At 46.3% G+C, this 18,789-nt stretch carries 16 protein-coding genes; 11 read left to right on the top strand and 5 right to left on the bottom strand.

Annotated features, from left to right (window positions below):
- Nucleotides 1-83: 83 nt before the first annotated feature.
- Nucleotides 84-3,146 carry a M1 family metallopeptidase gene (locus tag ACRBG0_RS21845; RefSeq protein ID WP_431488970.1) on the bottom strand — a complete coding sequence of 1,021 codons (3,063 nt, stop codon included), beginning with the start codon at nt 3,144-3,146 and terminating at the stop codon, nt 84-86.
- Nucleotides 3,147-3,573: 427 nt separating this feature from the next.
- Between ACRBG0_RS21845 and ACRBG0_RS21840 the strand changes: the two genes are divergently transcribed.
- A complete protein-coding gene (locus ACRBG0_RS21840) occupies nt 3,574-5,721 on the top strand; it encodes a peptidylprolyl isomerase (protein WP_431488969.1) in 2,148 nt (715 codons plus the stop codon).
- A 489-nt stretch (nt 5,722-6,210) separates the two neighbouring features.
- Here ACRBG0_RS21840 and ACRBG0_RS21835 read toward each other — a convergent pair whose 3' ends face one another.
- On the bottom strand, nt 6,211-7,110 hold the full coding sequence (locus tag ACRBG0_RS21835) for a DMT family transporter (protein ID WP_431488968.1): 900 nt from the start codon (nt 7,108-7,110) through the stop codon (nt 6,211-6,213).
- A 170-nt stretch (nt 7,111-7,280) separates the two neighbouring features.
- Between ACRBG0_RS21835 and ACRBG0_RS21830 the strand changes: the two genes are divergently transcribed.
- The 5 genes from ACRBG0_RS21830 (at nt 7,281) to ACRBG0_RS21810 (ending at nt 10,725) form a co-directional block, all read left to right on the top strand.
- Complete coding sequence (locus tag ACRBG0_RS21830) at nt 7,281-7,742, top strand: redoxin domain-containing protein (protein ID WP_431488967.1); 462 nt, start codon at nt 7,281-7,283, stop codon at nt 7,740-7,742.
- A gap of 31 nt (nt 7,743-7,773) precedes the next feature.
- Nucleotides 7,774-8,079, top strand: coding sequence for an ATP-dependent Clp protease adaptor ClpS (locus tag ACRBG0_RS21825; protein ID WP_020537412.1), 306 nt, complete (start codon nt 7,774-7,776; stop codon nt 8,077-8,079).
- Nucleotides 8,080-8,085: 6 nt separating this feature from the next.
- Complete coding sequence (gene aat / locus ACRBG0_RS21820) at nt 8,086-8,778, top strand: leucyl/phenylalanyl-tRNA--protein transferase (protein ID WP_431488966.1); 693 nt, start codon at nt 8,086-8,088, stop codon at nt 8,776-8,778.
- Between the two features lie 356 nt (nt 8,779-9,134).
- Nucleotides 9,135-9,923 (top strand): 3'(2'),5'-bisphosphate nucleotidase CysQ, encoded by a 789-nt coding sequence (gene cysQ, locus ACRBG0_RS21815; protein ID WP_431488965.1) that lies wholly within the window; start codon nt 9,135-9,137, stop codon nt 9,921-9,923.
- A 37-nt stretch (nt 9,924-9,960) separates the two neighbouring features.
- On the top strand, nt 9,961-10,725 hold the full coding sequence (locus ACRBG0_RS21810) for a glycosyltransferase family 2 protein (RefSeq protein WP_431488964.1): 765 nt from the start codon (nt 9,961-9,963) through the stop codon (nt 10,723-10,725).
- 40 nt (nt 10,726-10,765) lie between these two features.
- Here the strand turns inward: ACRBG0_RS21810 and ACRBG0_RS21805 are convergent, their stop codons facing one another.
- The 3 genes from ACRBG0_RS21805 to ACRBG0_RS21795 all read right to left on the bottom strand — a co-directional run bounded on the left by ACRBG0_RS21805 (nt 10,766) and on the right by ACRBG0_RS21795 (nt 12,405).
- A complete protein-coding gene (locus ACRBG0_RS21805) occupies nt 10,766-11,152 on the bottom strand; it encodes a YkvA family protein (protein WP_431488963.1) in 387 nt (128 codons plus the stop codon).
- A gap of 200 nt (nt 11,153-11,352) precedes the next feature.
- Nucleotides 11,353-11,940 carry a hypothetical protein gene (locus tag ACRBG0_RS21800; protein WP_026211442.1) on the bottom strand — a complete coding sequence of 196 codons (588 nt, stop codon included), beginning with the start codon at nt 11,938-11,940 and terminating at the stop codon, nt 11,353-11,355.
- Nucleotides 11,941-12,186: 246 nt separating this feature from the next.
- Complete coding sequence (locus ACRBG0_RS21795) at nt 12,187-12,405, bottom strand: hypothetical protein (RefSeq protein WP_431488962.1); 219 nt, start codon at nt 12,403-12,405, stop codon at nt 12,187-12,189.
- 225 nt (nt 12,406-12,630) lie between these two features.
- Here ACRBG0_RS21795 and ACRBG0_RS21790 point away from each other — a divergent pair, with 225 nt between their 5' ends.
- The 5 genes from ACRBG0_RS21790 to ACRBG0_RS21770 form a co-directional block, all read left to right on the top strand.
- A complete protein-coding gene (locus ACRBG0_RS21790) occupies nt 12,631-13,545 on the top strand; it encodes a DUF4412 domain-containing protein (protein ID WP_431488961.1) in 915 nt (304 codons plus the stop codon).
- Between the two features lie 308 nt (nt 13,546-13,853).
- Entirely contained in the window at nt 13,854-15,101 is a 1,248-nt protein-coding gene (locus tag ACRBG0_RS21785) for an efflux RND transporter periplasmic adaptor subunit (RefSeq protein WP_431488960.1), read from the top strand.
- Between the two features lie 166 nt (nt 15,102-15,267).
- A complete protein-coding gene (locus ACRBG0_RS21780; RefSeq protein ID WP_431488959.1) occupies nt 15,268-16,701 on the top strand; it encodes a TolC family protein in 1,434 nt (477 codons plus the stop codon).
- A 127-nt stretch (nt 16,702-16,828) separates the two neighbouring features.
- The gene (locus tag ACRBG0_RS21775) at nt 16,829-17,494 is read left to right on the top strand and encodes an ABC transporter ATP-binding protein (protein ID WP_020537426.1); all 666 of its coding nucleotides are present in this window, start codon (nt 16,829-16,831) and stop codon (nt 17,492-17,494) included.
- Nucleotides 17,495-17,621: 127 nt separating this feature from the next.
- A partial coding sequence (locus tag ACRBG0_RS21770; RefSeq protein WP_431488958.1) for an ABC transporter permease occupies nt 17,622-18,789 on the top strand: 1,168 nt, incomplete at its 3' end.

Here is an 18,789-nt window from a genome sequence, read left to right as displayed (position 1 = left end):
GAAAAAGAGCAGGTCAAAAATCACAAATCCTGCCTTGGAGAACTATTACGCAAGAAAACAACACAGGGCCTGAGGGGGGGGCGTTACCATCCCCTTAACCCATCCGCCCATTTCCATGGCATCAAATCTGTGATCAACAGCCGGAAAGCGAGTCGTTCCCCAAGTCCACCCTGTTCCTTGAGGGGGTTGATGATTTCCGGGGAACCGAAAAGAGGAGCATAGATGCCAATTTTGCCATCCAACCATTCGATAGCTAGTCCGCCGGTCCAGAGGAATTTGTTTTCATCACCATTAAAGGTGGGGGCTACGTAGCTGCCAGCATCCAGATAAGGGCGCAGTGGGAACCAGCTCGGCGTGAAGGGTAAATCTATCGAAGTATTTACGCTGATCATTCTTTTGTTGCTACGTCCTACCTGGAAAGCAGTGGGGACGGGCGCGCGAAACCCACCTGCTCGCAAGCCAAGTTGTTGAGAGGTTATTCCATCGGTAGCAGTACGCCCCAGGTAAGCATTGTCAAATCGGTAGTCGTCGGTACCGCGATCAAAAAGGCTGAAGGCCTGTGCAGGTGTGTAGGTCGTCGTTTGCAAGGAATTGCTCAAGAAAAAACCGGCGAATAAGCGCCAGTGGAATGCTTTTTGAGCCTGGTAGAGGAACTTCCCCTTTCCCTCGAAGAGAAGCTTGTTGTGCATCTGGTCCCGACTAAAATCATCCGTGTAGTTGGCGTGTTCGTAGGTCAGGCGAAGATGGGCCGGACTCAATACCCAATCGCGATCCATTTCGAAGCTAACCTCATAAATGTCCTGAAGTTGATCTTGGGTGCCTAGAAAAACGCCGTCTGTACTAAAATTCGGTTCTTCGGTATTAACATACAAGCCTCTGGTGGTGAGGCTAGGCACCCACCTGCTGTTGGGCAATTCATGAAAAGTCAAGGAGAATCCAGCAGTTCCGCGCTGAAAGGAAAGCGGTAAGTCTTCTGGTTCGTAGGTCGCAAAATGAAAACTACGGAGATTGCTGAAAAGCTTTATTTCCCTGAAGGTGCTATTTGCAGCTTGTTTGATCCTTACTTGTAGGCCCAACATACCGTTGAGGGTTTTACTTTGAAAACCATAAAAAGGAGCAGCTACCCATTCAATCGTTTGAGGAATGATGCCCCGATTATGTAAAACGACTCCTGGCAATACCCCATCGTCCTTGTTGTAACCAAGCAATGGAAGGGCAAAGAGTGTAGACTTGGTGTCGCTCTTGATACCGGTGAGTAAGCGGAGCTGAGGCGGTGCCAGCTTTCCCCAGCCTTTCTGCCAGCTATTATTTTGGCGATAGGCTTCAAGGCTATGGTGTGCTGGATCAATGAGGAGCTGGTCGTATTTCTTGTTGGCTAAACCTATTTGCTTATCGCCGATAAATCCAGGGTGCCAGTTTAAGGTCGTATCACCATTGCTATCAATGGTTTGTAAGGCGAAAGGGCCGGCGACATTGCCTTTGTTGGTTAGGTTTAATTGTGGTTGCTCTCCTTGGTCTAGCTTTTTGAGCTCGTAATCTTGTTGTTCGACAGACTGCATAAAGCCTTGGAAAAACCAGCTTAGATCATCGCCTCCTTCCCGTTCAAGTGTTGCTTGCACATCCTGCGGGCCAGGGTGCTTGAACTGCCATTCACGGAAGTAAGCTTGCATAGCCTGATCAAACCGAGATTTTCCCCAGTAGCCTTCGAGTTGGTGCAAAGCTTTGGCAGGGGTACCGTAGGCACCTACCCAGTAGTTGTAGAATTCCAGCTGTTCGGAGGGGGTGTCAGGCGCTTGGGTAAGCCGTTGGCAGGCATAATAGCGGTAGCCAATTTCGTCGAGATCCGTGGAGGTGTTGCCACTCATTACTTTAGGGAGGAGCGTATCAGACCCATAATGTTGATGATCATACCGATGGTCGTAATAAGAATTGAAGCCTTCGTCCATCCAGGAATGCGTACGTTCGTTACTGGCCAAGATGCCGTAAAACCAGTTGTGGCCTACTTCATGAGTAATAACATTATCGAGTGCCCTGCCGTCGGCGGCGAGTCCGATTACGGTAATCATTGGGTATTCCATCCCGCCGCCGGCACTTAGCGCACTTTGTACAGCGGTGACTTGTGGATAAGGGTAAGGGCCAATGTGTTGACTATAAAAGGCTGTTGAACGTTTGAGATACTCAAGGGAGTTTTGCCATAGATGGGCCTGTTCGTCGGTAAAAAAAGACCAGACTTTTATGGGCTGTGTTTTGCCGATAACGGTAACACTGTCGTGTAAAACATGGAATCGCTTGTCTGCAAACCAGGCAAAATCGTGGACCCAATCGGCTTTATAATGGAGCGTTTTTTGTTCGGGCATACTTGCCGGGAAAGCGGGCGAAGTATAGACTGCCGGATCATTGTCTGACCAGCTTTTTTGGGCGGTGGCCCGTGCTCTGTCGAGTAACCAAGCTTGCTCTTCCTTGGTTTGGAGTTCTCCGGTTGCTCCCACCAGATAGTTTGCAGGCAGGGTAAGAGAAACATCATAGGAACCAAACTCACTGTAATATTCACCGTAGTCGAGATAAGCCATAGGGTGCCAGCCATCACGGTCGTAGACGGCTGGTTTGGGATACCATTGTGTGACTTGGTAAGACTGTCCTACATGCCCGAGCCGAGAAAAAGAAGCAGGAAATTGGAGCCTAAACGGTGATTCGATGCGAATATCACCTTTGGGCGGAAGCGGTTCATTGAGTACTACTTTAACCACATCGGGGCCAAGTTCGGTAGGGAGTACAGTAAGAGAGGTATTGTGGCTAGAAAAATTTAAACTATCAATGAACCCAAGGTCTTCTTCTGGGGCGAAATAAAAATCGACGGAGCCACTGGCTAGTTCTTGTTGGGCAAAAGCCGTGCTTCGGTTTTGGTAGGCATTGGGCCAAAGGTGTAAATAAATAAAAGTAAGTGTGTCGGGAGAGTTGTTGTGATAGTCCATACTCCATTGCCCTCTGAGTTGGTGAAGTTGATCATCTAGTTCGACCTGGATCGAGAAATTTGCTTCTTGTTGGAAGTAATTGTCTTGGCCCAGAAGGGGGAACGTAGAAACGAGTAGGAGGCAAATATTCAGGTATACTGATATTGTAGTTTTGAGGAAGATGGGTAAGTTCATAAGGGGAAATAGCTTTTGACTGTACCAGGCATGAAGTGATACTGTCATAGATACACTTCTAGTTAGTGTGGTATCGATAATCAAACTAAATTAGGGCTGTAATATAATAAGGTATTGTTTAAGTAAGAATACCTTGACAATCAGTTGCAGCTTAATTTAGTGGGTATAAAACCAGAGATGTTTGGAGGTTTGGGTAGCTAATTTGTAAAAAGAGGCGGATTTAAGTGTTAAACACTTGTATCCTAAACGCCTAAATATTTTGTTATTAACAGTCAAAGCCTTTTCTTTGCATGGATTTTTCAGGGCGAGGTCGTATCTTTGCCCTCCTGCTTTTAGAGCAGGGTGTTTAAATAACTGATTACTAGGCTTTTATCTTTGTGCCCGTTTTGTTGGGTACAGGCTCAAAATGCTGCAAAATTGACGATAGATGGCACTGATTGGTAAAATCAGAAATAATTCCTGGATACTGATCGTAGCGGTTGGCCTCGGTTTGGGCGGCTTCCTGGTCATGGATATGGTAAGCGCAGGACAAGGTCCTGGAGGGGGATTATCTCAACTCGTAGTGGGTAAAGTGAATGGCGAAAAGATTCGCCGGACGGAATTTGAACGCATCAATAGTTTGCGTTTTAATGGTTCTACACTTCCCAGCTACCAGAACAGAAATACATTATGGGACTGGTTTGTAGAAGACCAGCTTCTCAGAGACGAAGCAGAAGCAATTGGCTTGGGCATTAGTGAAGCTGAAGTTGCTGAACTTGAATTTGGTGCTAATCCTAGCCCAATCATTCGTCGTAACTTCCCTAATCCTCAGCAGCCCGGTCAGATCAACCGCCAGCAACTGGATTATTTCAAAGGCTTGATTGATGGCGGTACGCTCCGTGACGAAATCGAGCAAGGGCGTATGAGTCCGCAATTCCCAGAATTCTGGCGGATGCAGCGGGACATGATCAAAAAAGATCGCTTGCAGACCAAATTGCAAGCATTGGTTCAGAAGGGCATGTATACGCCTAACTGGATGGCTGAAATGGGGTACAATGAGCAGAACCAGAATGTAGATTTTGTCTACGTGAAAGTTCCTTATGATCAGATTCCTAATAGCGATGTTGCTATTTCTGACAGTGATCTGAGCAGCTATCTAAATGCCAATGCCGCTCGTTATGAGCGTAAGCAGGAAGAGCGAGTGCTTGATTACGTTGTTTTCGACGTGCTGCCTACCGCTGCTGACTCTGCGGCTATTCGTACCAAGATGGCCGAATTGATTCCTGAGTTCACAAACGCTACAGACGGTGATTCTACTTTTGTACTGCGGTATGAAGGTGTTATCACACCAGCTTATGCTTCTAAAGACGACCTGAGCACAGGTATTGCTGACACGGTAATGAATTTGCCAGTTGGTAGTGTTTACGGACCTTACGTAGAAAGCGGTGAATTCCGTTTACTAAAAGTAATTGATCGGGTTGTAATGGCGGATTCTGCTGATACCCGTCACATTTTATTGAGTGCTACCACTCCTGACCAGTTTGCTACTGCTGGAGCTCGTGCTGATAGTATTATCAATGTATTGAATGCTGGAACTACTGCATTTGATTCACTGGTAGTGGCATTTAGCGAAGATCCAGGTAGTGTAAGCAATGGTGGTAAATACGAAGGTGTAACACCTAACCAGTTTGTACCTGAATTTAACCGGGTACTCTTTATCACTGGTGTTCCTGGACAGCTTTATAAAGTACGGACTGCTTATGGTATCCATATTGTAGAAGTACTAAGTCGTACTGCTGCGACCACTGAGCGTGCGAATGTTGCCTTCATCCGTGAAGCCATCGTGCCTAGTAAAGAAACGCAAGACAATGTATTTCAGGATGCATCTCAGTTTATTGCTAATAACCGTTCTTTGGATGACATGAAGGCTGCTGCACAAGAAGCAGGTAACCTACGTGTTGTATCTACGCCTACTTTCAATAAGAATGCTTTTACATTGGGTGACCTAGGGTTCAGTAATGATACCAAGGATGCTATTTGTTGGGCATTTTCAGCTGATCCTGGCGATGTTTCTCCTAGTGTTTACAGCTTTACGGATCAAGTTCGTTACTACGACAACAAGTATGTTGTAGTTGGTTTGCAGGACATCATGGAGCCAGGTACACCAAGTGTTGACGAAATTCGTACAGAACTAGAAGCTGAAGTATTGGCTGCTAAGAAGACCGAAATGGTTGCTAGCCAAACCCAGGGAATGGATTTACGTGCAATAGCAGGTAAGTATGGTGCGAAAGTAGATACTATTCAACGTGCTGCCTTTAGCCGGCCTTCTATGCCTGGCTTGGGATCTGAGCCTAAAGTAGTTGCTACTGCTGTTGGTTTGGGACAAGGACAAACTTCGGCTCCTATTCAGGGTGCAGGAGGGGTGTTTGTACTACAAGTAACCAATAAGCCAGCTGTTGGCCAGGCGACTAATCTGCCTCAGATTCGTCAGCAAATGAACCGTACGGCTCAAGGTAATGTAGCTAGTTCTTTTATTTCTTTGTTCCGCGAAAGCGCAGACGTAGAAGATAATCGCGCTACTTACGAGTGTAACTAAGTTATTGCTCTTGGTCGTTTTTTAAGAAAGAAGAACCTTTCTTAGCTATCCTCCCGAATTTTACCATCGTGTAAAGTTCGGGAGGATTTTTTTTGGATGGTGTTTGAAGGAGAGTGTCGTGCTACTTCCCTGAGCCGTATTCGTCCTTGATGCGGTGATTTATCCCACTAGTGTGAAGCCACCTCCGCTCTTCGGCGCAACGACCCTCGACGCTGCGCATCGGTCCCGCCAGCGGGACACATAGTGGGCCGTGGCCCGAGAAGTGCGGAAGCAGTGAATTTGCTCAATTTTATTTTTTAACTAGTGCGCAGGCCAGTAGGCCGGAGCGCGGGGCGCGGAGCGACCAAGGACAAGCTGGCGTAGAGGTAGTGCGCAGCGCAGCAAGGCACTAAGAACGGAGCAAGCGGTAGCGCGCGCAGCGCCGCTATGGCCCATAAAGAAGCTGTAGGTCGGAAGTATTGAGCTCAAAACCATCAACCAACAACCTGACTAACTCTCATACCGCTTCATCCGTCGACGGATAATAGGGTAGCTAAATACGACAAGTAGGATAATGACTACGCCCCAATAAAAACCAGGATCGAGGTCTTCTTGCTCATTGAGGAGGAGCCAAGCGAGAATGATGCCGTATACGGGTTCGAGGTTGACTGTAAGGTTGGCCGCAAAAGCAGAAAGGTGACGCAGCGCTCGCAAGCTGAGGGTATAGGCAAGATTTGTACACAGAAAGGCGAGTATTAAAAGGTAAAACCAATCTAAATTGGAAGCGGGTAACCAGGCACCAAAATCACGGCCAGTAATCAGGAAGAAGCCTAAAATTATACTAAGGAAGAGCCAGGCACTACCCAGCTCCACAAAGGTGACCCTGCTTGGGTGGACGTTTGCCAGGTATTTTTTATTGAAGGTAGCAAAAGTGGCCGCCAAAAAGGCGGAAGTGAGCCCTGCGATAAGGCCCCAGACCATCCCTGGCTGGATGTTGTTAACGACTAGTACCATTCCTGGGATGATCAATAAGCCTAGCGCCATCTCGTACCAGCGAAAAGGCCGTTTGACAATGAGTGGTTCCAGAAAGGCTGTAAAGAAAGAAGTCGTCGCCATGCAGACCAGGGTAATCGAGGCATTGGAAAGCTTGATGGCGCCATAAAAAGTGAGCCAATGTAAAGCTACTAAAACACCAATTCCCATGAAGCGAAAGAGTAACGGCCGCCCTAAATCGCGGAGCAAATGTCTCGCCTTAACGAAGGGTAGCAGGCTCCCGCTGGTAAGTAATACCCGCCACCAAACAAGCACCAATGCCGTGAGTTGAATAAGATCACCCAGAATGGCCGTTAGACCAAACAGCAAAACAGCAAGGTGTAATTCCAAATAAGCACGCCGTTCTTCTGTAAGCATAGGGGAAAGCCTTATCTTTGTAATCTGCAAAAGTGCACATTCTGATACAATTTTAGCTAACTAATTATCAATTGTGCATTGAGGCATTAATGAAAATCTTTCTTGGAAGTTTTTTGTTTAAGTTGGTTTAAAACAAGATTTTTTAGGAATCATATAAAAATAAGATATCCATGGCTGTAAAAGCAGGTGATAAAGCGCCCACATTTACCCTCGTTTCAGACACACTGAAAGAAGTATCTCTTAGTGATTACGCTGGTAAGAACGTTGTACTATTATTCTTTCCGATGGCTTTTACCAGTGTTTGTACGGAAGAATTGTGCATGATGCGTGATGATATTGCAACGTACAATAATTTGGATGCGGATATTCTGGCGGTATCGGTAGATTCTCCGTTTACACTGGGGCGTTTTAAAGCAGACCAGTCACTAAATTTTCCGCTTTTGTCGGATTTTAATAAAGAGGTGTCTCGTAATTACGGTACCCTTTATGAGGAATTTGTATTGGGCCTGAGAGGTGTATCAAAGCGGTCAGCTTTTGTAATTGATAAAGAAGGAACTGTTCGTTATGCCGAAGTGTTAGAGAATGCCGGTGAGGTGCCTGATTTTGCGGCGATTCGCAAAGCATTGGCGTAGTTGTGCGGAAAAATAAAATAATGTATTTGCTATGTTGTTCTCCAATGAAGTAGAAGAGCTGGAAGAAGTACTGGTAGAAGATGAAGTAGAGGATACGGGGACCGGAGAACCGGCTCAACTGATCGTCTATAATGATGACCACAACTCTTTTGATTGGGTTATCAAGTGCTTTGTTGATGTACTAGGTCATGCTTCTTCTCAAGCTGAGCAGTTGGCGCTTATTATTCATACCAAGGGTAAAGCCAACGTCAAGAATGGTCCAAAGCGAGTATTGAAGCCACAGAAAGATGCGCTCACCGAGCGTGGGCTTTCAGCGGTGATCGAGGAAGCTAAGTAAAGTGAAATGCCTGTATACTGGTTGCCAGAAGATGAACTTAGATTTCCTCACCCCAGCGAATCCAGTCCGGATGGGCTATTAGCAGTGGGGGGGGATTTAAGTCCAGAGCGCCTACTATTGGCGTACAGTTGGGGCATTTTTCCTTGGTATTCTGCGGACGATCCTATTCTGTGGTGGAGCCCAGATCCTCGTTTTGTGCTTTTTCCAAATGACCTGAAGGTGAGTAAGAGTATGCGCCCTTACTTTAATCAACAAAAATATAGAGTTACCTACGATACCTCTTTTTCAGAAGTGATCAAAGCCTGTAGTGCTATCCCCCGTGATGGGCAGGTGAGTACGTGGATCACTCCGGAAATGATCGAAGCTTATGAGCTACTACATAAGCAGGGCTACGCTCATTCTGTAGAGGTATGGCAAGAGGATGTGTTGGTTGGCGGCTTGTATGGAATTGCGATGGGAAAAGTGTTCTTTGGAGAGTCGATGTTTGCTAAGGCGACCAATGCTTCCAAGTTTGGCTTTATCACGTTGGTTCGAGACCTGAAGGCAGAAGGATATCAACTTGTTGATTGTCAGCAAGAAACAAGGCATCTTGCGAGCATGGGGGCGCAAAGAATGGAGAGAAGCGATTTTCTGGGATGGCTAAAAAAGAACAGGACGCTTCCGCTGAGCGCGGGAAATTGGAAGGAAGGCGTTTTTTAGTATTTGTTTTATTTTTTTACCTTACAAACTTTTACTACATTTGTTCTCCTTGAGTATATTGACAATTGCTCAAACAATCAGCGGTTATTACCCCCTGCGGTCAACAGGGAAATTCAGAGGTCTTTTTTGCGTATTGTTTGGCTGCTACCTGGTTAGGTAGCAGGTGATGTCGCACGCCCTGGATGGCCGATTGGCCAAGGGTGGATCTGGCGGTCCGGCAGCTGGGAGGGCCCTCCCACTTGAGGGTGTTATGCCCCCATCTTTCCTCTTCGTTCTATTTCCTTTTTATCCTGCATTAGCCCTTTCCCCTCCATAAAAGCCCTATCTTGGTGCGCTGACTAATATCCTTTTGCATAATGACGATTGATTTCTCGAAACTGGCTGATGAAGTTGGTACAATTGCCCGTGCAGCCGGTGCTGCTATTCTGGAAGTATATGCTGATGAAGATAATTTTGGTATCGAGCACAAAGCGGATAACAGTCCGCTTACGCGTGCTGACCAAGCAGCAAATGCCGTTATTATGGCCGGGCTAGAGCAGCTCGATTTTCAAGCTCCTATTGTTTCTGAAGAGAATAAGGAAGTGCCTTACAGCGTGCGTAAAGACTTCGATTACTTTTGGCTGGTTGATCCGCTGGATGGGACCAAAGAGTTTATTAAGCGTAATGGCGAGTTTACCGTTAACATTGCATTGGTAAAGGCTGGGCGGGTTGTTTTTGGTGTTGTCTACGTACCGGTTACTGCCGAGTTGTATTGGGCGGCTAAAGGGCATGGTGCATTTGCTGTAGCCGATGCGAAAGAAGCGCGAATTACAGCAGCCTCATTTACAATGGCTGATACCGGGCTTAAAGTAGTGGCTAGCCGAAGCCACCTCAACGAGGGTACCCAAGCTTTTGTGGATGCTTTGCAGGCACCAGAGTTGGTAAGTAAAGGCTCTTCCCTCAAGTTGTTGTTGGTTGCTTCAGGAGCAGCTCACCTTTATCCACGTTTAGCACCAACGATGGAGTGGGACACTGCCGCTTCGCAGATCATTGCAGAAGAAGCTGGTGGTAAAGTTGTACAAGCAGAAACAGGCGAGCCTGTCGTTTATAATAAAGAAAATTTACTCAACCCTCATTTTATCGTTTATGGACAAGTGAGGGATTAGTCAATACCATAAAAGGAAATTTAAAAAATCAAAAGCTGTGGCCCGTTCGTTATCGGTTATTATTACAACTTACAACGAAGCAGATAATATTGCTCGTTGCCTGGAGAGTATCCTTGAACTTGCCAATGATATATTGGTGGTGGATAGCTTCAGCACCGACAAGACCGTGGAAATAGCACGTCGTTATCCAGTGCGTGTTTTGGAGCGCAAATACCTGGGACCCGCAAATCAAAAAAATTGGGCGATTCCTCAGGCCAAACACCAGTGGGTATTGCTGCTGGATGCCGACGAGATGGCTACTCCCGCACTTTGTGCAGAAATAAAAACACTGCTAGTCGCTGATCAAGCACCTGCTGCGGATGCTTATTGGATTGGTAGGGATAATTATTTCCTGAATCAGCAAATACGATTTAGTGGCTGGCAAGGCGATCGGGTTATTCGGTTTTTTCACCGCGATCAGGCACGTTACAATGAATTACAGGTACACGAAGAGATTGTTACAGATGGAATTACCGTCGATAGCCTGAGTGGACGACTTGATCATTATACTTTTCGTAGCCTGGATCACTATTTGGATAAAACGCGCCGTTATGCTCATTGGTCGGCACAGGACCACTCTAAAAGAACTACCCGGGTTGGGTATTTCCATCTTTTTGGGAAGCCATTTTTTCGATTTTTTAAACATTTCGTCCTTCAGCAGGGCTTCCGGGATGGTAAAGTTGGCCTGATGGTGAGCGCAATTATGGCTTGGGGGGTCTTTTTACGCTATGCTTTTTTGTTGGAGCAGCAAAAAAACAAGTGATACTTAGTGCTGTTTTCTGCTATTTTTAAATGAGTTTTCTCTACAAGCGATCATCTACTTCTTCTAGCTCTGCCTCATTGTAGTCTCCAAACCATTGATCAAGGCGACCTCGTGCCTTTTGTCGTACATCTTGGTTAACATAAGCTGCAATCGTAACGAGTCCGAAACCCAATACCCCAAGGTCATCAGTATAGCCTAGGATCGGCGTAAGGTCAGGAATAAGGTCAATAGGCGCTAAGAAATAACCAAGCACCCCTAGTATGATACTACGTGCATAGAGAGGTGTCTCTTTTCTGCGATAAGCATAAAACAACAGGAGCGCTGAATAAACAATCTTAACCCCTATATTATGTGCATGGTTGCGCAATTTTGCCCAAAAACGCTTATCAGAGAAATGGTTGCGGTATTTTTCTATTGTTTCTTTCATTAGAAAGTATCTAAGTTTTCTGCTGTCAATATAACACCATTCCTCAGAGAATAGATTATTTTTTGATTCATACTGGAATAAAAAAACTTGTTCTAAGACGCAAAAAAGCCATCAAAGTACTTGGACTTTGATGGCTTGCTAATATTAATTATCCTCTTTGTGAGGAAGTAGTGTTTTGGAAATACAACAGTGAATAAATCTTAAAAATCGTCAGAAAACCCTCCCATCCGGAAGGTGATGGTACCTAGTGGACTGCTAAAGTCATCGTTGTCTAACTCTTGTAGGCGAGTAGCGCCATTTACCCAGCGATATCCCCCTGTGAAGGTCATCTTGAGCCATTCCGTAAGATTAACTTCAAAGCCCAATTCAGGAGTAAGAACGAAAACCCGGTCAGTGAAAATATTGTCTTTGTCTTGCCGTAGTCGGGCTTTACCCCAGCCTATCTTAGCACTCCCGTAGAAGTGGATAAGCTTGTCGGATTTTGGTACAATTCCCATCCACAGACCGCCATGACCAAATTTGAGGTCGTATTCGCCAGCGTCGTCACCTTGGGTAATCGTATGAACAGGGTAGCTCGTACCCATGCCGTAGCCGCCGATGAAAACAGGCGACATAATCAGAGCGCCGCCGCCGCCTACGTCGGCACCAACTTCGCCATTAATGGAACCTGTTTCGATAATAACCGCACCAAAGGCACCCGTTACATCCAGGTTGTTGAAAAGGGTTTCCTGTGCGCCTAGCTGACCAATGAGGAGCAGGCCAAATACAAGTGGTAAAATTTTTCGCATTGCTGTTTTGTTGTCGGTGATCTCCGGGGCCGCTCCCGAAGGAAATGTTGCTTTCCTTTGAAAGATGCGAAAAGGAATGGTTCCCCCCTATTCGGATACTGGTTTTTTCAAAATGAAACGCGTTAATAAATATTGGGCTTTCGGCAGGATGCCAAAAGCCCAGATTACTCATTATTTTCAAGATCAATCAATAGATTCCGATGGTAGAAACCTTAAAGCTGTCGCTGCGTATCATTATTCTACGAGCTAGGCTGCTTCCGCAAAAGCACCATAAACGGCAATGAGCTGTTCAATGGTTATTGGCTGGCTGACATGGAGAACACGGCGAGCTTTGGTATAGCCATTGGGCTTCAATTCGAAAATGGTAACCAATGCCATCGCTGGGTCAGAAGAGGGTTGTAAACGGATGCGGAGTCTTTCATTATAAGCCTCCACCATGCCGCGAGAGAGTTTACGCGTTTTCATAGGTGTGGGTATTAGACTACCGTTCTCTCTGAGGGGTAACTCAAAGAAAATCAGTTAATAAGGTTCGGGAAGAGATACAAGATTGTAGCTGTTAAAATTCCCGATTAGTGTTTTTTTTTAGAAAAATGTAACGATTATTGCCGTCGTTCTATTAATCTCAGAAAGAGAGAGAATTCTAAAACACCTTATAACCATCAGTTGGTGGTTATTTAAAAATGAATTTAGATGCAATTGAGTAAAATTTTATTTGTGAGTTTTATCTGCCTTTTACTTAGTATGTCAGGCAACGCTCAGGAACGGGTAAAAAACCGTGCGGAAAACAAAGCTAACCAACGCGTAGATCAGAAAGTAGACCAAGCGGTAGATAAGGCTGCTGATGCGATTGAAGGGCTATTCCGTAGGAAGAAGAAAGATGAACCCGAAATACCTACGGAAGAGGGCGAAGTACTAGAGGACAGTACTCCCGATGCTAATACCAGTGAAGGGGGCTTTTCTGGTATCAATTTTGGTGGTGAATTCGAGTCTTACCAGAATCCTATAAAAATGAATATGTCGATGGATATGGTCAGTACCAATAAGCGAGGCCAGGTACAAAACCTCACTATGCACTATACCTTCGATACTTGGGCTACCGGCATGGAAATGATCTCCGAAGATGGTACCACCCGTATTTTGATGGATAACAAGGAGGGAAAAATGACCATGATTACCGAAGACGATGGCAAGACCCAGGGCATCCTCATGCGTCAACCTAGGGTAGACTACGGTGATTTTGTACCCGATGAAAGTGAATTTACCATCACGGACCTCGGCAATACCAAGGTCATCAATGGCTACAATTGCAAGGAGTATCTCATCGAGCACGAAGAAGGCACCACCAATGCCTGGTTAACCACCGATCTGGAAGTTGATCGCGATGCTATCATGCGTGCCATGTCTGCGCAGATGCGCCAGAAAAGGAACAGTAATTTTTCTACCAGTGTTTTCGCTGTCGAAGGCTTCCCTATCGAGAGTACCACCGTTTCAGAAAATGGGAAAGAAACCGTCAAAATGACGTACTACAACCTGAAATTTGGTGATGATGTAAACATGGATGTTTTCGACACCAGCGGTATAGAGATTTTGAATATGGGCTTTTAGTACAAGGCCTTATTTTATTTTAAGCAGTCCCCCGAGAGAGATTACCTTTCTCGGGGGCTTTTTTATCCTCCTTTTTGGGCAGGCCCACCACCCGTTCCGGGGGCGGCCGGGCTATTCATTAATGTGTGTCTAGTTAAACACACACAAAACAGTCCAACCATCTAACCAACAACCAATCCAAAACCGCCCACCTTGCCGTCCGATATCAAACAGGTGGTAGATTTGTTTATTTATAAAATATTGATTTTAAGCGTTTTAATATTTTGGCATGCCCTTGGCACTATGATGAACAAACAGTAGCCATTGTCATGGATAGAGAAATCGACGAAAAGAGAATTCAAAAAAATCGCCGTAAAGGCTGGGGGCGTATTGCCTTGGTAGTACTGGTGCTCTTGGCTGGATTGTGGGGGTTTCGAACCTTGTTGAAACCCAGCGCCAAAGCTTCCGATTTTCGTTTGGCGAATATCGAACGTGGCGCTTTGGAGAGCACCATCACAGCATCGGGGCGGGTAATCCCCTCCTTTGAGCAGCAGATCAACGCCCCGATAGCTACGGATATCACTAAAATTCACCTCCGCACGGGGACCCAAGTCGAACCCGGTGACCTTATCCTAGAACTTAACCGGTCTTTTATCGAGCTAGATGTGGCCGCTCGCCGCAGCCGCTTGGATTTGCGCCGCAACTCTATCGACTTATTGCAATTAGAGCTGGATCGTGATTTGCAGGAATTGGAATACAATGACCAAATCAAAGGCCTGGAAGTGGCTGCTGCTACATCCCAATTGGCTGATGCCCGTCGCTTGGAAAAAATTGGCGGTGCTACCGCCGAAGAAGTGGAGGCTACAGCCACCCAACTAGAGATTTTACAGTTGGAAAAAGCAAAGCTCGAAAACGAACTCAATTTCCGTCGGAAAAGCCTGGCGGGCCGTCGCCGAGAGGTAGTTCTCGAAGCCAATATTGAAGAACAGGAACTGCAAGAGATGGTCAATAAGATGGCGCTTACGGAAGTGCGTGCTCCTGGCCCTGGCGTGATCACCTGGGTCAATGAAAACATTGGTGAACAGGTGCCTGAGGGGAACCCCCTGGTACGTGTGGCTGATCTACGCAGTTTCCAGATAGAAGGCAGTTGTTCAGATCGTTATGCCGACCGGATTGCAGTTGGCCAGCCGGTGAGGGTACGCCTCAACGGGGAGCAGATCAACGGCCAGATCATTAACATCCTTCCCGCCGTTGCCAATAATACCGTAGAGTTTGTCGTCAGCCTTGAGGTTCCTGATCATCCTCAATTACGGCCGAATATGCGACTCGAAATCTACATCGTCACCGATGGTAAAGCCGATGTGCTGAAGGTTCGCCAAGGCCCTGTCTTTAAAGGTGGGCTCCGCCAGCCCATTTTTGTGATTCGTGGTGAAGAAGCCGTGAAACTAGAGGTTCGTACCGGTATCAGTAGCGGTGAGTACATCGAATTATTGACCGATGAGCTTAAAGTTGGTGATCGGGTCATTATCAGTGATACCCATGATTTTGAGCACCTCAATAGCATGAAGTTGGAATAGTTGAGAGACATCAATAATAGCCACAGAGGCACGGTGACACGGAGTTTTAGTTTAAAAAACAGTTAAAAACCTTTGCGTCTTTGCGTCTCTGCGCGAGACGGATTATTTGGGACACTACCCGATAAATCACTTGAAACCTAAGAATTGTTCTCAAAAGAAATCAACGATGAAATTTTTGTTCCCAATAATACTGTTTGTTTTTTTGCTCCCTTCGACGGTTGCTCATGCACAGGCCGTAGATTCTCTATCGCTGGATGAATTCCTAAGTCTGGCACAGGCCCAATCATTGCGGAAGCAGGCCGCCGAACGTGACCAGCAATTAGCCAACTTGGATTACCAGATTTTCCGGGCCGACCTCAAGCCTCAGCTCACCCTCAACGCCAATATTCCTAATTATCTAAAAACCTTCAGCGAGATCACCCAGCCTGATGGTACGATCCGGTTTGAAGCCGTACAAAACAATAATTCCGCGTTGGGGCTCGACCTGCGCCAGCGGATAGCCGCTACGGGGGGGCAGCTGTTTTTGCAAACCAACCTCCAAAGATTTGACGATTTTGAATCAGACTTCAGCATATATAATGGTCTTCCTTTTCGGGTAGGAATTGTGCAACCCGTATTTGCTTACAACCCATTCAAGTGGGAACGGCAACTAGCGCCGCTACGCGTTGCTGAAGCCGAAGCCAATTACCAACTTGACCTGGAGATCATTCGCGAAGAAGTCACCCGACTGTTTTTTGATTTGCTAATGGCAGGGCAGGAGAGTCGTATTGCGGATACCAACTTTGTAGCCAACGAACGGCTTTACGCCATTGCAGAAGAACGCTACGAATTAGGTAAAATTAGCCGCCGCGACCTCCTGCAACTTGAACTGGAAAAGGTATCTGCCCAGCGTGCCCAAATCAATGCGGGCCAAGCAGTAAACCAAACCTCTGCGGCAGTGGCGGTCTACTTGGGCCAACTACCCAGCGATCATCATTATCGAGCCCGTAACCCGGAAGCGGGAGTTGCCTTGGAAATTACAGATGAGCAGGCCTTGGCCTGGGCTCGTGCCAAACGCCCCGAATGGTTGGCTTTCCAACGCCGCTTATTGGAAGCTCGCCAAGCCAGCGATCAAGCACGGCGAGAGGGCGGCCCTGAACTATCACTGGTAGGCGCAATAGGTCGAGTAAGAAGTGGCACCGAGCTATCGACTATTTATCAGGATGCTTTGCCCGAAGCTTTTCTGGAATTGCAAATCAGCGTTCCTATTCTGGATGGTGGCCGCCGCCGTCATCAGCGGGAGCGAGCCGAAGTGCTGAAATCATTTGCGGAAGTATCTATTGAACGCGAGCAACTGACACTAGAAAACAATGTTCGCACCAGCGTCCAGCAATTCCTAAGCCTACAAGAAGAACTGAAGTTGGCTACTCGCTTGCGCGAATTAGCTGCAGAACGCTTTCGTATTACTACCGAAAGTTACATTCTGGGAGCTATCCCTCTCTCAGATCTGACCCTGGCTCAACGCGAGAAAGACCAGGCTGCTCGTACTTACTCTGATACTCAACGCGCCTACTGGTTGGCTTACGCCAGCCTACGGCAGTTGACTTTGGAAAATATATAAAAGGTATTAGGTACTTCGTACAGGGTGTTAGGATTTAATAACCCTAGGCTCAAGGATATACGAAGTACTGCTTACCTGAAGAATCACGATAAACCAACTGTTCCTTTAAAATCAAAACCTTCCTAATATGCTGAATTTGGAAAACATCAGTAAAGTCTACCGCACTGATACCATCGAAACGCTGGCGTTGAATACCATCAATATGAAGATCGAGAAAGGAGAATTCCTTTCCATCATGGGGCCTTCTGGTTGTGGGAAAAGTACCCTGCTCAACATCATGGGCCTTATCGACGAGCCAAGTGAAGGGCGGGTTGTTGTTGCTAATCAAACTGTAGCCGACTACAATAGTAAAGCGACTGCGCGGTTTCGTAACGAACACCTGGGCTTTATCTTTCAAAGCTTCCACTTGATTAATGACCTCTCCGTTTTAGACAATGTAGAATTGCCCCTCCTTTATCGGAAGGTGAGCAGTAAAGAACGTCGTCGTCTGGCAGAAGAAGCGCTAGAGCAAGTAGGCCTTCACAATAGAATGCGCCACTTTCCAAGTCAGCTTTCGGGAGGACAGAAGCAGCGGGTAGCTATTGCGCGCGCCATCGTTGGCCGACCAGAAATCATTCTCGCCGATGAGCCCACCGGTAACCTGGATAGTGTGATGGGTAACGAAATTATGGACATCCTCTTGCGCCTCAATGAGCAGGAAGGAACCACTATTGTGATGGTTACCCATGATGAACGCATGGCTCAACGTACACACCGGTTGGTGCGCCTTTTTGATGGCAGCCAAGTGCAATGAGGCAAAGCCTCACGTACATTGTACCAGGTACTTAGTACTAGGTATTTAATGACGTAAAATCGGATGTTTGCTATTTTATAAAACTGTACCAAGTACCAAGTACTCTGTACCCAGTACCTTAAATAAAATGCTTAGAAATTACTTCAAATTAGCGCTCAAAGTATTGGGGCGCAATAAGTTTTTCACGGGTATCAGCCTTTTTGGCATCAGCTTCACACTGTTGATTCTTATGGTGATTACGGCTTTTTACGATGCTGAATTTGGTAAAAACCCGCCCTTGTCGGAAAAAGGAGAAATGGTAATCGTCAATCGACTACAGAAGGAGTTGGTTCGTCCCGATACTACTTGGACGATAGATTCTACACTGATGGATGGTTTGATGGCCTATGACTCGACCTACGAGATCGGAGAAGCAGTGAACAGTACCTCTGTTTCCAATCCTAGTTTTAAGTTTCTGGATGACCATCTTCGCGGCCTGGATGGCGTTCGTAAATATACGTTCTTTAGTCCGGGGCACGATTTTAATGTCTTTTTAGAGAACCGAAAACTATCGGTGGCTGCTATTTATACCGATGCTCCTTACTGGGAAATTTTCGACTTTAACTTTACAGCTGGTGAACCTTTTGGGGCAACTCATCTGCGTGATGCTAGTCAGGTTGCGGTGATGACAAGAAAGCTGGCCGGAGAATATTTTGGCGATGAAGAAAAAGCGATCAACCAAGAAATCGAAATTGGAAATCGCAGTTATCGCGTTATTGGCTTGGTCGATAAAGCATCTACCACGAGCCCAATGGTGGCCGCTGATATCTTTCTCCCAGTATCTACCATGGAGGATCAAGATCTTGAAGGTCGGGGTTTTCTAGGGAACTGCAATGCTGTTTATTTAGCCGAAAACGCTAGGCAAATGCCGCTAATTAAATCGGAGCTCTCCAGTAGAGTGACCGCAGTAGCGATGCCTAACCCAGAGGAATATAATCGCATGAAAATCATTCCTGTCAATTTTGGGGAGTGGTATGCTAGTGAACTCATCGATCAAGATGATCCGGCAAAAGGGTTACAGCAAATTCGCTTGGTTTTCGGCTTGTTACTGTTGTTTTTCGTGCTCTTGCCTACCCTTAATTTGATCAATATGAATCTGAGTAGGATCATGGAACGGGAAGGTGAAATTGGGGTGCGAAAGGCATTCGGAGCACACTCAGGAACCATTCTTTACCAGTTTGTTTTCGAAAATATCATCATCACTTTTATCGGTGGCATCATCGGAATGGTACTGGCAGTACTGGTCTTGTATCTCA

The organism is Lewinella sp., from assembly GCF_050633125.1.
Classification (GTDB): domain Bacteria; phylum Bacteroidota; class Bacteroidia; order Chitinophagales; family Saprospiraceae; genus Lewinella.
The sequence above is the reverse complement of the archived record's forward strand: the minus strand, read 5'-3'. Positions and strand labels throughout refer to the sequence as shown.